The sequence below is a fragment of the Caballeronia sp. PC1 genome (genome assembly GCF_021353155.1).
GTDB lineage: Bacteria > Pseudomonadota > Gammaproteobacteria > Burkholderiales > Burkholderiaceae > Caballeronia > Caballeronia cordobensis.
This window is the reverse complement of sequence record NZ_JAJUBH010000001.1, coordinates 1,071,925-1,086,181: the sequence shown is the minus strand read 5'-3', so window position 1 is coordinate 1,086,181 and position 14,257 is coordinate 1,071,925. Positions and strand designations below refer to the sequence as shown.

The following is a 14,257-nucleotide window of genomic DNA, read 5'->3' as shown; positions in this document are numbered from 1 at the left end:
TGTAATCGCCGCCCGTCGTTCGATGGTTCGACGGTTGGTGCTGGGCGAGCTTCCTTTTCGAGGAGGAGCCCGGTTTCGTGTTCGCTCACGCGTGTCTCCCGCATGGATGAATCTGTCTTCACATGGATGCTGATGCCTTGCTTGCCGTGCGCTTCGAGGCAAGTCAGCATGCTCCGTTGACTTCAATGTAAAGCCGGATATCCCGAATCGTTTTACCCGGAGATCGGGCGATTTACCCTGGAGTCTGATGCTTTCTCGATGATCGTCTTCGGACGCGGGCAGCAGCGGTGACCACGCGCATCGCGTGCATCGAATGTTGAATCGAATGTTGTCGCGGGAAGGGGACGTTCGGGCGAGCGGCCGTCATTTCCGAAAGCTCGACTGCACTTTCGGGCCACGAATGGACGCCTATATCTGCACCTCACCGCGATCGTCGTAGAGTTCGACCACGCGGCGGTATTCGCTCGGCGTGATGCCGAGATGTTGTCGAAAAAACCTGGAAAAATGCGCTGGGGCTGAGAATCCGAGATCGTATGAGATGTCGGTCAATGACGTCTTTGCGGACGCCAGATCCCTGATCGCACTCTCCATGCGCAATACATTGAGGTACACGTTTGGCGTGACCCCGGTGCAGCGATGAAACAAGGCGAAGAAATGGGCGCGTGACAAGCCGCAGTGTTCTGCGAGCCTGTTCATATCCGGCTCGCCTCCCGTATTTTCGCGAAGCCAGGCGATCGCACGGCGAATGCGCGGATCGCTCGGGCGGCGGCTGGCGAACTCCATTTGCCGTGACAAATCGGCCCAGCTCCGGTCGGGGTCGATCACCGAGATCATCACCTCGCAAAGAAGCCCCTCCAGCCGCTCGGATGCAATGCTGTCGGACCACCACATTTCCAGCGCAAGCTCCTCCGACAGCTTGCGCGCATGCGCCGACATCCGCACACAAGCCTGCGGGAAAAATTGCGGATGACCGCTGCCGCCCAACGGATGCTGGATATCCGTGAGCCAGTCTGGTTCGATGTACATCGCCAGAATGACCGTATGCTGCTCCGAGTTCGCATTGTGCTTATAGGCGTGCGGTTCCCAGGGATTGACGAGTACTGCTGTGTCGGCCGTGAGCGGCTGCATCTCATCATGCACGGCGAAGAACGTGTCAGGCCCCGCCGCCTTGATGAGCAGATGGCAGTGGTGATGTGCATGGTGAACGAGGGGCGCATCCATATCCAGCAGTGCGACCCGCCCGAATCTGCCCTGGTAGATTTTTATCGCGCTCGACACTCTTGCGGCCTCTCACAAAACACATCTGGCTTTGAGCCCGGTCGTCATCCTGAGGCACTACTCAGTTACCCGTGAAGGTTGCCTTGCGCTTTTCATGAAACGCCTCGACGCCCTCGCGAAAGTCTTCCGAGCTGCGAAGCCGGCTGTAGCTGTGTCCTTCCAGCTCGATCGCAATCGAAAGCGGAGCGTCCTCTGTATCGTTCAGCAGTTTCTTCGCGGTGCGTTGAGCGAGCGGAGAAAACGCGATCAGTTCGCGAACGAGTGCATCGGTTGCAGCTTCGAGATCGCTATCGGCTACGCACTCCGTCGCGATACCCCAATCGTACGCCTGCTCGCCAGGAATGCGACGCGAGCGCATGACGATATCCTTGGTCCGCCCGATGCCGACCATTTTCTGCAGACGTGCCGAGCCGCCCGAGCCGGGGATTTGCCCGAGTTTCTGTTCGGGCAGCGCGTAAAGGGTCGTCTCGGTGGCGATGCGGAAATCGCAGGCAAGCGACAACTCGAAGCCGACGCCGAAGCAATAGCCCCGATTGGCGGCAATCACGGGCTTACTGCAGCGAGCCGGCGAAGCGATGTTCCAGGCAAGCTTCGACACATGCTCCGGCGATGACTCGATAAATCCCTTGATGTCGCCGCCGCTCGAAAAATGTTCTCCGACGGCGCGCACGACAATCACGCGTACTTTGGGATCGTCATCCAGGGCCTCGAACACCACGCGGAGTTGTTCGCGCTGCAGCATCGACACGATATTGAAGGGCGGGCGGTCAAGAATAATGTCGGCACGCGAGCCCGCCTCGTTAATTTCGACGCGAAAGCCATCAAGGTCTGCGAGCAACTGATGCGCTTTATGGATGAGCTGATTCATGAAGGTTCCTCTTCTCCGGCTAGATTAATCAGGGTTATCACGGATCCGACACCGATGGTTCAGATATAGCAGACACTCGCGAGGAGAGTTTTGATGATTCGAGTATCGAGTAATGCCTGTCTTCCTGCTTACCCGTGATTCCGGTCACTTACCCTGGAGTCTGATTTTGCGCGTCGCGGTTGAGGGTATGCGGCGCTCGGTTAAGCTGAGCATCATGAGGCGCGGATGAAGTGAAGAACACACTCTGAATTTTAGCGACGCTGTTTAACTTTATGAATTATGCGGGCTCAGTTGTATCCGGGAACACAGCAAGTTGTGATATAGGCCAGATATTTTCAAAGGCTCATCTGAATCACGATCTCTTGAGATTATCTTGTGATCCATGGTTTCGTTTATCTCAGATTCGTGAAACACGCTTCACCTCGTATAGGTGAAATTCTGATAGATTCGCGCTCGCATCTCGATGCAGGGCTGTGATGCAGAATAGGCGCAAAGGCCACAACGACAGGACCTGAATACGATGGACGACCCAGAATCGCTTTCCCTGACACTGCCCGACGACACTAAGGTCTCTGCGCTTCTCCAAGTGCCGGAGGACGCGCGAGCCGTCTATGTCTTCGCGCACGGTGCCGGTGCGGGCATGCAGCACGCCGGCATGTCGTCATTGGCCGAGGCGCTTGCGGCGGCCCATGTCGCCACACTGCGCTACCAGTTTCCGTACATGGAGCGGGGCTCCAAGCGGGTGGACTCGCCGGCCGTGGCACATGTTGCCGTGCGGGCAGCCGTCGCGGAGGCACGCCGGCGGCTGCCAGCCCTGCCGCTGTTCGCGGGCGGCCGGTCGTTCGGCGGCCGCATGACGTCCCAGGCCCAAGCCATCTCCCCGCTCGACGGCGTGCGTGGCCTCGCGTTCGTCGCGTTCCCGCTGCACCCGGCGGGCGCGCCCGGCGTGGAGCGGGCACAGCACCTGGCGGACGTCACGGTGCCGATGCTCTTCCTGCAGGGCACGCGCGACAAGCTGGCCGAGCTTCACTTGCTGAGGTCTGTCGTCGAGACGCTGGGGCCGCGCGCCACGCTGCATGTGGTGGACGACGCAGATCATTCGTTCCACGTGCGCGCGTCCTTCGGCCGGACCGACGCGGAGGTCGTGCTCGAACTGGCACGGACGATGGCGGCGTGGTTCTTCGCCGAAGGAGACTTCGTGCGCGTTACCTGAGCAAGCGCAGGAATGCTTGTAGCAGAGTCGGGACGGCGAGCCGGCGAACTCGCCGTGCTGCACTCGCCCGCTCAATCCCTTAGCTATCCGCAGATGGTCTGTCGCATAGCCAAGCACACCACTCCCGCTTTCACGGAAACCCGAGCGGCTATGGCCGGATCTCTGTCGAGGCCTCTATACACAGCCATTCGCGAAGGATACGCACTGGCCCGCCCTGCTGATCGCGCTTTGAACAAAAAGCGAAGGTGGCGTCAGTCTTGATAAAACCGAGCGGTGCAATCAATCGTTCTTGCGATATCTCGCGCTCCACAAGCAATGCAGGGGCGATCGCAACGCCAAGACGCGCGGCGGCTGCTTCCAGGAGCAAAGACAAGTGATCGAAGCGACGGCCGATCGCGAACAACGATGGGTCCAGCCTATTACTCGCCGCCCATGCTTCCCACGCGTGCGGACGCGAACTGGTATGGAGCAAGGGTTGGCCGACCAGATCGTCCGGTCCCTTAAAACGAGGGGCCCAATCCGGCGCACACACGGGACCAATTGTCTCGTCAAAGAGGCTGACGGCGTCAACATCCGCTGGCCAGCTTTCACCACTGACGACCAGGCAATCGATGATCTGCTTCTGAAGGTCCTCTAGGGTTCCGCTCGTCTGCAGGCGCACCCGCACGTTTGGATGGGTCGCCTCGAACCGCTCCAGGCGCGGAATGAGCCAGTTGGACAGGAAGCTCGCTGGCGCTCCCAGCACAATCTCGGCAATTTGCGCCTGTTCCACAAGCTCTTCGCAACAGGTTTGCAACTGCGAAAAGATCTGATCAGCAGCCTGCTTGAGACGCTGTCCTTCAATCGTCAAACGAACGCCGCCCGCGTGGCGGACGAAGAGCGATTTGCCGAGCCATTCTTCCAGTTGCCGGACCTGGTGGCTCACGGCACTGTGAGTAACATGAAGCTCGCGTGCTGCCGCCGAGATATTCAGGTGTCGGGCTGCGGCGTCGAACGCGCGGAGTGCATTGAGGGGTGGCAGTCGGCGCATCTGGCTAGGGTGTCAATTTAATTCACGTCATTGTGCACAAATTGGTCGCTACCGGGAAAATGCGCCGGCCCCTACAGTAGAGGCCGTGATGATGAGCAACCAGGCGTGCTTTGAAACTGCGTGTTCTGAACCCGTCAGCGCCCATCGATTCTCGTGGAAAAAAAAGGCCCACCTTAAATGAACGACAAATACATTCCCCTGGCTAACCAGAAAGTAGTCTATGAGACGCTGTTGACGGCCGACAGTTACGTCGTCGCTCAGACCACCGTCAAGCCGGGCGGCGAGACACAGTGGCACCACCACACCCATGTGAGGGACCGATTTCTTGTTGTACAGGGCGTTTTGACCGTTGAGACAAGAACGCCCGAAGGGATTGTCAGTCGACAAGTACGTGACCATTACACTGTGGACCAAGGTGTCGTGCATCACGTTAAGAATGAAACGGCTGACGACGTCATTTACGTTATGGTGCAGTCGGGAGGAGCAAGCGACATCGTGCTCGCTTGAACGCGTCCGACAAAAAGCGCGGTGCAATTCGTATAAATCGAGGGCCAAAGGGCTCACGGTTGAGGCACAGCTTCGGCCGTTGGGTATGCGCGTTATCGGGGTCTATCCCGGACCCATCGACACACCGATGAGTGCCCGCATCTCATTGCCCAAGATATCGCCCGACCAAGCGGAACGGATGACTTGTTTCATGGCGAAGTAGCTGAGACATTCATTCAGAAGTTTGCGTTGCTGTCGTGACAGATGACCTTTCTGGAAGCGGCGGCGCGCCGTCCATAAGCGCGTGCGCCCGCTTCGAAAGCGGGCGGTTACGCAAGAGCGCAAACGTAGCTGATCGCCGACGCGAACAACGTGACGTCGACATTCCCGCCCGACGCTATGCAGTAAAGCTCTTGGAGTACGACGCGGGGTCGGTCGTGACCACAGTCCTTGCCTAAAGCCGCGTGACTGGAAATCTGCGCGGAAAACAAAGTCACCGCTGTCTGCAGCACGCGGCGCGCTCGCTGTGACACGAGCGCGCTGCTTCATGCGCCGAATGCCTTCGTGAGCGCAGGCACGCTCAGCACCGCCGTGTAGTACCCCATGAACTGCACGCCGGTATTGAAGCCGAAGTTGCGCGACAGCAAACCGCCGAGCAAGCCTACGCTCAGAATCACGAGAAGCCCGAGCAACTGCCCTTCCCACACGCTGATGACGACGATCAGGCCGACGAACGTCGCGATGATCGCCTCGTGACTCAGCTTCCTTGCGACGAACGAAGCCGCACGATGCGCGTAGTTCATCGACAGCGGATACGCGACGAGCGCGGCAAGCACGACCGCGAGCAAGCCGAAGCCGAGGAACTGCCATGTCGTCATCAGCGTGTGCAGATTGTTGATGTGACCCGTGGCCGTATCGACGAAAAAGCGCGGCGGTGCGTTGAAGAGCGGCGCGGCCGGTCCCGCCGCAACCGGACTCAACGGCAGCCCGAACGCGATCAGCGGAATCAGCGCTTCGGCGATGTACGTCGCTTCGGTCACGCCGTTGCGCGCGGAGATCACGGTCGTCAATCGGTGATACGCATGCTTCACGCGTGAGCCGACGAGCTCGCCGAGCACGACCGTCATCGCGACCGGGCTGAACACGAACGTCGCGCTCGATATGGCAGCGGTCGCCGCAACCCAGCCGCGTTGCTGGCCGTCGAGCACTTTCATCGGATTCGGGAAGTAGCCACTCCAGCCCTTCACGTCCGGCGCGAGCGAGAACGTGCGCACGCGTTCGCGGCGCATGCGGGCGCGATCGGCCGGCGAAAGAATCGAAAAGAGATCGGCGATGAGCGGCCCGATCGCGATGCCGAGGAAGTAGCTCACGGAGAGCTTCACGCCATACTTGCCCGTCAGCGCCTGCAAGCCGACGATCACCAGCACGAACGGCACGAGCAGGAATACCGAAGCCCATCGCCCCGACGAGAAGTACGCGATGAAGATCGATGCCGCGAGGAACACCCACGGCGCGGCCTTCGTGATGACCGGCCCGAACGGTGCAAGCAGCACGGCAAACAGCACCGCGAGCGGCACGGCGACGAAGGCCGCGACGATCGCGCCCGAGATCATCTTGCGCAACGCGATATGCGGCACGCCGAGATTGCGCAGCATCGTCGCCTGTTGCAGCAAGGGCGTCGCGAGCGTATCGCCGGGGATGCCGAGCAAGGCGGTCGGAATCGCGTGCGTCATGTGCTTCGACACGGCGCCCGCCATGAAGAACGAGAACACGCCGACGGGCGGCACGCCGAGCAGCACGACAAGCAAGGTGAGCGGCGCGAGCGTCGTGGTTTCATCGGTGCCGGAGATGAGGCCGATGCCCGAGAACACGATCGCGCCGATCAGCCCCATGCCGAGCGCGACGAGCAGTTGAGTGACGAACGGTTCCATCAATGTGCCCCTTCGCGCTTTTCGTACTCTGCGAACAGCTCGTACAGGCCGAGCTCCTTCATCTCCGCGACGACCGCGGGCGGCAGATCCGCGACACGCCCAAGCCCGCCCGCTTCGCTCGCGAGCTGCCTGAGCACCTCTTCGCGACCGGCCGCGCCGTGCGCTTCCTCGATCACTTCGCGCTTCGGCTTGAAGAGCCTCGCGCACACCGCACCGGCGACGAGACAGCCGCCGAGGCCGACGAGCATCGCGTAGGCACGCGCCATCGCGGCGTCGGGCACGTATGCCGCGAGCACGCGATTAGCGATCGCAAACGCGCCGTAGCTCATCGCGATGCCGAGCACGACCGACCACGCGAGATGCCGCGTATCGACCGTATCGCCCCAGATTTCGACGAGCTGAAAGTCCGCTCTGTCCGCGCTCTTCGATGACGCATGACCGCGCTCGTGCGCGGCGAGTTGCTGCTCCATGTCTCCTCCTTTGATGGAGTTTTTAGATGCACTGCTGTTCTTGCCGAAGCCGCTTTGCTTCGAGCGCACGCGCCACACGCGATGACGTATCGCGTTTCAACGCACGCGAAATGAACGCGCCCGCCTCCGCGAGCTTCATCAGATCAATGCCTGTTTCGATGCCCATGTTCTCGCACAGGTAGACGATGTCTTCCGTCGCGACATTGCCCGTCGCGCCCGGCGAATAAGGGCATCCGCCGATGCCCGACACGGAGCTGTCGAACACGGCGACGCCGCGTTGCAGCGCCGCGTGCACATTCGCGGCGGCCATGCCCCACGTATCGTGAAAGTGACCCGCCAGCGCATCGACGGGCATGGAGTCGATGCACGCATCGAGCATCGCCTGCGTCTTCGACGGCGTGCCCGCGCCGATGGTATCGCCGAGACTGATCTCGTAGCAGCCCATGTCGAACAGTTTCTTCGCGACACGCGCGACGGCCTGCGGCGCGATCTCGCCTTCGAACGGACAGCCGAGCACGCACGACACATAGCCGCGTATGCGCACGTTCGCGTCGCGCGCGGCGGCAATCACCGGCGCAAAGCGCGCGATGCTCTCGTCGATCGAGCAATTAATGTTCTTCTGCGAGAACGATTCGGAGGCCGCCGCGAAGACCGCGATTTCATCGACATGCGATGCGAGCGCTGCTTCGAGTCCTTTCATGTTGGGCACGAGCGCGGCGAGCGTCGTGTTCGTCGCGCGCGCCTTGTCGCGCACGCGCTCAAGCACCTGCGCGCCATCGGCCATCTGCGGCACCCATTTCGGCGACACGAACGATGCGGCTTCGACATAGCGCACGCCCGCATCGATCAGGCGTTCGATGAGTTCGGCCTTCACTTCCGCCGATACAGGCGAGGGTTCGTTCTGCAAGCCATCGCGCGGCCCGACTTCGACGATGCGCACACGCCTCAGCGTCTCATTCATCGCGCGACCCTTGCAGAAGGCTCATGCCGTAGTCGACGCTCACGTTGCGCGCGGCGACCATCTTCTTCACGACCCAGTCGATGTCCGCGCCGCTCGCGCCCGCGGCCAGCGCGATGTTGCGCGCGTGCAGCGCCATGTGTCCGCGCTGAATGCCCTCGGTCGACAACGCGCGCAACGCGCCCATATTCTGCGCGAGTCCGACCGCGACCGCGATCTCGCCGAGCTCCTGCGCGGACGTGACGTTCATGATCTTCAGCGCGAGCCGCGCAAGCGGATGCGTCTTGGTCGCGCCGCCGACGAGGCCGACGGGCATCGGCATTTCGATGGTGCCGACGAGGTCGCCGTTGTTCGCCACTTCCCACGTCGTGAGCGACGTGTAGCGTCCGCCGCGGCTCGCGTACGCATGCGCGCCCGCTTCGACCGCGCGCCAGTCGTTGCCGGTCGCGACGATGACGGGATCGATGCCGTTCATGATGCCCTTGTTGTGCGTCGCGGCGCGGTACGGATCGATCGCGGCGAAGAGGTACGCATCGACGACGCCTGCGATCACATCCTCGCCCGCGTATTCCTTCGTTTGCAACGTCGCTGCGCTGTAGCGCACTTGCGCACGCGCGAGGCGCAGATCGGCGAGATTGGACAGGATGCGCAGACGCACCTTGCCGCCCGTGATTTCCTCGATGCGGCCCGCGACTGTCTCGGCCATCGTGTTGACGGTGTTCGCGCCCATCGCGTCGCGCACATCGACGATCAGATGCGCGACGACCATCGCGCCGCGCGGCGTATCCGGGAACACGTGCACCTCGATGTCGCGGCAGCCGCCGCCGAGGCCGATCAGCACCTTGTCGCGCGCGTTCGCCATCTCGATCAGCTCGTCCCGGTGCTTTAGGATCGCGAGCCGCGCGCCGTATGGATCCGTCACGCCGACGATCTGCACCTGCGCGCGCATGAGCGGCCCCGTGCTCGACGTGCGAAAGCCGCCCGCCTCGCGCGCAAGCTTCGCCATGTACGACGCCGCTGCGACGATCGACGGCTCCTCGACCGCCATCGGCACGAGCACGTCGCGGCCGTTGATCTGAAAGTAGCCCGCGACGGCCATCGGCAATTCGAACGTGCCGACGACGTTCTCGATCATGCCGTTCGCGGTGTCGAGCGGCAGCGCGCCGGGTTTGGCGAGGAGCGCGTGCTCGGCATCGTCGAGACCCGCCGCCTGCGCGATGTGGGAAAGGCGCTGAGCAGGCGACATCGCGCGGAAATTCGGCAATTTCGAATCGATCATGTGTCTTCCTCTGCTGACTGGATGTGTGTTCTGGGTTTCGCTTGCAACGCTTGCAGCCGCGCGCCGGATGGGCGAATAATAGGCTTACTGTACCCATTGGAAAGGTACAATTCCGGCAAACAGTGAGAAGGCTGTACCCAATACAGCCGAATCACTTTCAGAACAGGTCAAGACGATGCGGCACGAGAAGCCGAGCCTGTCGGCGACACTCGCGGACAATCTCGCCAAACAGATCACCGAAGGCGTCCTGCGTGCAGGCGACAAACTCCCGTCGATCAGGGAATACGCTGAGGCGAACGGTTGCGCGAAGAACACCGTGATCAGCGCGTTCGACATGCTGACGGCCAACGGTCTCATCGAGCCACGGCGCGGCGCGGGCTTTTACGTCGCGAGCGTCGCGAAGCCGCAGCATCAGGACGAGGACGCGCCTACGCTCGATCGCGCGATGGATTCCGTCTGGCTCATGCGCGAACAGTTGCAGAGCAAGCCGGACTTCCTCAATCTCGGCGAAGGCTTTCCGCCCGTTACGTGGCTCGAAGAAACCCGGCTCGATCACTTCCATCAGCGTGTGGTGCGCACTGGCGTTGCATCGCTGTTTCGCTATGGCAGCCGCTTCGGCTATCTGCCGTTGCGCCAGCACTTGCAGCAGAAGCTTGCAGGCTATGAGATCGAAGCCGCGCCGCAACAGATCGTGCTCACGCACGGCGCGAATCAGGCGATGGATATGGTCGTGCGCTACTTCGTGCGCGCAGGCGATACCGTGCTCGTCGACGATCCCGGTTATTACGCGCTGTTCGGCAAGCTCAAGCTGTCGGGCGCGAATATCGTCGGCGTGCCGCGCGGCGTCGACGGACCCGATATCGCCGCGCTCGAAGAGCGCCTGAAGACGCATCGGCCGCGGCTCTTCTTCACGCAATCGGTCGGGCACAATCCGACCGCGACGGACATCAGCGCGGCCAAGGCGCATCGCATCTTGCAACTGGCGGAGACGTACGATCTGATCGTCGTCGAGAACGACGCGCTTGCCGATCTCAAACCGCGCTCGGCCACGCGCATCAGCGCGCTGGATCAGTTGCGCCGCACGATTTACATAGGCAGCTTTTCGAAGTCGGTGTCGGCCGCGCTGCGCGTGGGCTTTCTTGCGTGCGATGCCGATCTCGCGAGCGATCTTGCCGACGTGAAGATGCTCACGCACGTGAGCAGCAGCGAGTACTGCGAGCGCACGCTCGATGCGATCGTGAGCGACGGGCACTTTCTGCGTCACACGAACCGTTTGCAGGAGCGGCTCAAGCGCGCGACGGCGACGGGCGTGGAAGCATTGATGCGTCTGAACGCGACCATCTTCAAGGTGAGCGATCAGAGCCTTTATTTATGGGCGCGTTTGCCGGGGCGCGACGATTCGATCGCGTTTGCAAAAGAGATGCTGGACAAGCACGTCATTCTCGCGCCAGGGACGATCTTCTCCGCGCATGCGAATGGCGTGTCGCCTTGGCTTCGCTTCAATGTCGCGTATCTGGGCGATCCGAGGTTCGAACGAGCGCTAGGATGATTTACTTCGCCATTGACATGACGACTCGTGGTTTCGCAAGCCTTCCAGACCTCGAACTGCACGGGCAGCATCTGATTGGGTCTCAACGCATCTGAAGTGCGAGCCTGATGACCATGAGCCACAGAACAAGGCACGACAACGCGTAGACGATGAATCTCCACATGACAATGTTGACCGTGCAATGAATCGCGCTATGAGCGATGCGCAAACCGACGTATGTCCAGGCGGCATAAAGGTAAGCCTCATCGACCCTTTGAGTAAGTATCAAAGTAAGACAAAGGGCATAGAAAAGTACGGGAAGTTCGAAAAGATTTTTCAGATTGTTGGACGGGCTGTTGATATTGGCGGGAATGACTGAATTCAAAAGCTCGGGCGTGGCCACGCTCTGTGCGTCTATCTTGTTGCCGAGAATATAGACGAGGCGTCTGATGTACATGAACAGCCAAACCATGCCGGTCAAGATAAACATGACAATGACGGGATGAAGGATGAGTTGCTGATTCATCGCCAAACCTCTTCTAATTTTTGAAAAGTGATATAGCGCTGCTTCACGCAGCTTCCCTTGAGACAGGCAGTGCGGCAGCCGTTCAACATGATGGGACAGGCCGATGCGACAGATAAACTGATGCATCAGCCCAGCGGAGGGATACAGCGACCAACCTGTATCAGCGCGTTGATTCAGTGTAGGCGATCAATGCGTTTTCACGCACTAGCCAGCGCGATCAGGCGCCTTCTCTTCGTCGTTGCAACAATCCGACTGCGTGTCGGCATGCATGAGCGGCCTCATGTTGCGGTCCGGGAGATGACCGATGATCCTCATTTCACCCTTCCTTGCGATGGTCGTTCTCTACAGCTTGGAATCGAGGAAGCCTTGCAGAGAGTGTTAAATCACTTCGCCGCTGCAAACTGACAGCTCCGCCGGTCAGTCGTCTTTCCAGATGCGAATCTCGTCGCGCACCGTATGAACGCCATCAAGCGAACAAACCGCGTCGTATGCGGCCTTTTTTGCGCGTGCCGACGATACGGTTCCTCGCAGCGTCACCGTGCCGTCGGCAATCAGCACTTCGATGGCGTCTGCTTCGATATCGGCCGCCCGGCGCAAGGCCGCGTGAATATCCGTAACCGCCTGCATTTGCGTCTGCCGGTCGCTCACCCGCAACAGGTTGACTATTCCCGTGACGCCGGTCAGACGCGCGACGGCGCGCTCTGCAAGCTTTCTCTGGAAAGACCAGGGCATCTGACCGGTCAATGTGACACAGCCAAGCCGACCTCGACATCGATGGCGTCGGCGGGAAGGCATGCCTCCCATTTCAAGGATGAGCGAACGTCCGAAGTCAATTCGGCGTCGGTGCGCCGAGCGTCAGGTAACAGTTCCACGACCAGGCAGTCGCTTGCCGCGGCAACGCCTGGCAGGCCCCGAATGAGCTCGCATGCTGCCACCTTCCTGGCATAGCTTGCGACGATTCCCCGCAACGTCACGCGTGCGTCGCGGACATCCACCAACACCGCTTCCGAAGCAAGGAGCGGGTCGCGCCGAAGCGCGTTGATCGCCTCGACGAACAGGGCATTGTCGGATTGCGGCGAGCCTTCAGTTGCAAGATGCCCTTTTGGGAACATGATCGGGCCGGGTGCGGCGGCCTCCGCTGCGCGCATAGTCATCGTGCTCATGTCAGTCGTCCTCGCCGCATTCGACTTTCAGGTCGAGCCACGCCGAATGGTCACGGCTGTGTCCGCGTTGGTGTTCGATTCGCATTTGACTCTCCTCTTCGGTTCGCACGCCCTTGAGGACCGCGCGACGCTCGTATGGAGAATGACCATCCGCTTTGCGTCAGAACGCTGTGTGCTCCCGTCGCGCCACGGCCGCAATCCGCTCGAACAAAGCCTGAAATGCCCTTGCTTGGTCTACGCCGAGCCGCCATCGTCTATCCGCCCGGTGATAAAAGCATCCCACCGTCGTACTCTTTCCGGTTGACCCACATCAAGTGGACCGAGCCTTCGAAGGCGGGTCCCGCCTCGCATGGTGAACCGGACGCAACCGCTCTTCTTCCCGACTCCGCTGCTGTCGCGCGCTGCGGCGCGCCATCGCGCGCGCGGCGGCTGTCGGATGGTGACGGTGAACCAGCAGGCAGCCGCCACCCTTCGGCCTGATGACGCGAGCCGGCGTGCGTGCATCCCACAGCATGCGAAGCATCTCCGCCACGAGCGGACCGGCGAACAACCCGATCAGCCCGGATGCGGCAACACCTCCGAGGATACTGACCAGCGCGAGGACGAACGGCATGCGGATCGCGTTGCCGACGACTACCATGCGTATGACATTGTCGATCAGGCTCACTACCACTGCGCCCCATAGCAACAGTCCGACGCCGCCCCACAGGTTTCCATCCACGAGCAGAGCAACGCCAGTGGGCAGCCAGACGAACAGCGCCCCGAATGGAACGAGCGCGGCGAGCATGGTGAGCAGCGTAAGCAGGACGGGCCCGTCCGCGCCTGCCGCCCAGTAGCCTATGCCCGCCACGGCCGCCTGTCCGATCGCGGTGATGGGCACGCCGACGAGCACCGCGCGCGTGACACGTCGAAGCGATGCCACGTAAAGCTGGAGCCTCGGACCGATGAGCGGCTCCAGCAACCGATGCGCCTTCACGATCAGCGATTCACCGTGCCGATAAGTGAAGTAGAGCGCAATGAACGTAAAGCCGAATTGGAGCGCGTTTTGACCCGCGAGACGCCCCGCCTTCGGAAGAGCGCTCAGCCATCCGTTGCGCAGGGCTTCGACTTCTGCGCTCCATGCAGGCATCTCGCGTGTCAACTCGGACAGCTTCGGGCCGACGACAGGAATATCCGCGACTATCGCCACGAGCCGGTTCGGCTCGCCTCCGCTCCAAGCGACGAGCCGACGAACGACGTCGACGACTTCACGCGTCAGAGGCACCGTAATGGCAATCATCGCCCCGATGATGACAATCGCGACTGCCACGGTCGTCGCAAGCGCGCTCAGCGAGGCCCGTCCACCCAGGCCCTGGCGCACGATGACGAACAACGGCCAGGTCGCATAGGCGAGAATGAACGACCACAATACGGGGCCGATGAACGGGCGGAACACCACGATGCCCAACGCGAGGATCAGGATGACGGGGAGCCACGAGGCGTCGAAAACAGGCGGTTTCTTTTGCATCTCGATGTCATCGCCTTCGC

The 14,257-nt window shown here is 61.2% G+C and carries 14 protein-coding genes; 3 read left to right on the top strand and 11 right to left on the bottom strand.

The genetic code is table 11. The annotated features are described in order from the left end of the window. Nucleotides 1–408: 408 nt before the first annotated feature. Both LY284_RS05240 and LY284_RS05235 read right to left on the bottom strand, forming a co-directional pair. Nucleotides 409–1,278: an AraC family transcriptional regulator gene (locus LY284_RS05240; protein WP_014191368.1), complete on the bottom strand. Its 870-nt coding sequence runs from the start codon at nt 1,276–1,278 to the stop codon at nt 409–411. A 61-nt stretch (nt 1,279–1,339) separates the two neighbouring features. Continuing rightward, nucleotides 1,340–2,146 (bottom strand): enoyl-CoA hydratase/isomerase family protein, encoded by an 807-nt coding sequence (locus tag LY284_RS05235; protein ID WP_233385037.1) that lies wholly within the window; start codon nt 2,144–2,146, stop codon nt 1,340–1,342. Between the two features lie 520 nt (nt 2,147–2,666). Here LY284_RS05235 and LY284_RS05230 point away from each other — a divergent pair. Then, entirely contained in the window at nt 2,667–3,359 is a 693-nt protein-coding gene (locus LY284_RS05230; protein ID WP_233385029.1) for an alpha/beta family hydrolase, read from the top strand. A gap of 148 nt (nt 3,360–3,507) precedes the next feature. On the opposite strand, the gene LY284_RS05225 is transcribed toward LY284_RS05230, so the two are convergent. After that, nucleotides 3,508–4,389 carry a LysR substrate-binding domain-containing protein gene (locus LY284_RS05225; RefSeq protein ID WP_233385020.1) on the bottom strand — a complete coding sequence of 294 codons (882 nt, stop codon included), beginning with the start codon at nt 4,387–4,389 and terminating at the stop codon, nt 3,508–3,510. Nucleotides 4,390–4,566: 177 nt separating this feature from the next. On the opposite strand from LY284_RS05225, the gene LY284_RS05220 reads away from it, so the two are divergent. Continuing rightward, a complete protein-coding gene (locus tag LY284_RS05220; protein WP_233385009.1) occupies nt 4,567–4,896 on the top strand; it encodes a cupin domain-containing protein in 330 nt (109 codons plus the stop codon). Between the two features lie 524 nt (nt 4,897–5,420). On the opposite strand, the gene LY284_RS05215 is transcribed toward LY284_RS05220, so the two are convergent. Genes LY284_RS05215 through LY284_RS05200 form a run of 4 tightly spaced genes read right to left on the bottom strand, consistent with a single transcriptional unit; the run spans nt 5,421 to nt 9,582 of the window. Continuing rightward, a complete protein-coding gene (locus LY284_RS05215; RefSeq protein ID WP_233384993.1) occupies nt 5,421–6,806 on the bottom strand; it encodes a tripartite tricarboxylate transporter permease in 1,386 nt (461 codons plus the stop codon). Then, nucleotides 6,806–7,276, bottom strand: coding sequence for a hypothetical protein (locus tag LY284_RS05210; RefSeq protein WP_233384992.1), 471 nt, complete (start codon nt 7,274–7,276; stop codon nt 6,806–6,808). Before LY284_RS05210 ends, LY284_RS05215 begins: the two co-directional genes overlap by 1 nt. A 22-nt stretch (nt 7,277–7,298) precedes the next feature. Next, nucleotides 7,299–8,237 (bottom strand): hydroxymethylglutaryl-CoA lyase, encoded by a 939-nt coding sequence (locus tag LY284_RS05205; protein WP_233384989.1) that lies wholly within the window; start codon nt 8,235–8,237, stop codon nt 7,299–7,301. Further along, nucleotides 8,230–9,582, bottom strand: a complete 1,353-nt coding sequence (locus LY284_RS05200) for a hydroxymethylglutaryl-CoA reductase, degradative (protein ID WP_309243191.1) — start codon at nt 9,580–9,582, stop codon at nt 8,230–8,232. Before LY284_RS05200 ends, LY284_RS05205 begins: the two co-directional genes overlap by 8 nt. A gap of 106 nt (nt 9,583–9,688) precedes the next feature. Here LY284_RS05200 and LY284_RS05195 point away from each other — a divergent pair, with 106 nt between their 5' ends. Beyond that, on the top strand, nt 9,689–11,062 hold the full coding sequence (locus tag LY284_RS05195) for a PLP-dependent aminotransferase family protein (protein ID WP_233384971.1): 1,374 nt from the start codon (nt 9,689–9,691) through the stop codon (nt 11,060–11,062). 82 nt (nt 11,063–11,144) lie between these two features. On the opposite strand, the gene LY284_RS05190 is transcribed toward LY284_RS05195, so the two are convergent. The 4 genes from LY284_RS05190 to LY284_RS05175 form a co-directional block, all read right to left on the bottom strand. Further along, entirely contained in the window at nt 11,145–11,693 is a 549-nt protein-coding gene (locus LY284_RS05190; protein ID WP_233384962.1) for an MAPEG family protein, read from the bottom strand. A 291-nt stretch (nt 11,694–11,984) separates the two neighbouring features. Continuing rightward, nucleotides 11,985–12,311 carry a BON domain-containing protein gene (locus tag LY284_RS05185; protein ID WP_233384946.1) on the bottom strand — a complete coding sequence of 109 codons (327 nt, stop codon included), beginning with the start codon at nt 12,309–12,311 and terminating at the stop codon, nt 11,985–11,987. After that, the gene (locus LY284_RS05180) at nt 12,308–12,730 is read right to left on the bottom strand and encodes a BON domain-containing protein (protein ID WP_233384938.1); all 423 of its coding nucleotides are present in this window, start codon (nt 12,728–12,730) and stop codon (nt 12,308–12,310) included. The genes LY284_RS05185 and LY284_RS05180 overlap by 4 nt, the downstream gene beginning before the upstream one ends. A gap of 310 nt (nt 12,731–13,040) precedes the next feature. Next, nucleotides 13,041–14,237, bottom strand: coding sequence for an AI-2E family transporter (locus tag LY284_RS05175; protein WP_233384936.1), 1,197 nt, complete (start codon nt 14,235–14,237; stop codon nt 13,041–13,043). Nucleotides 14,238–14,257: the final 20 nt, after the last annotated feature.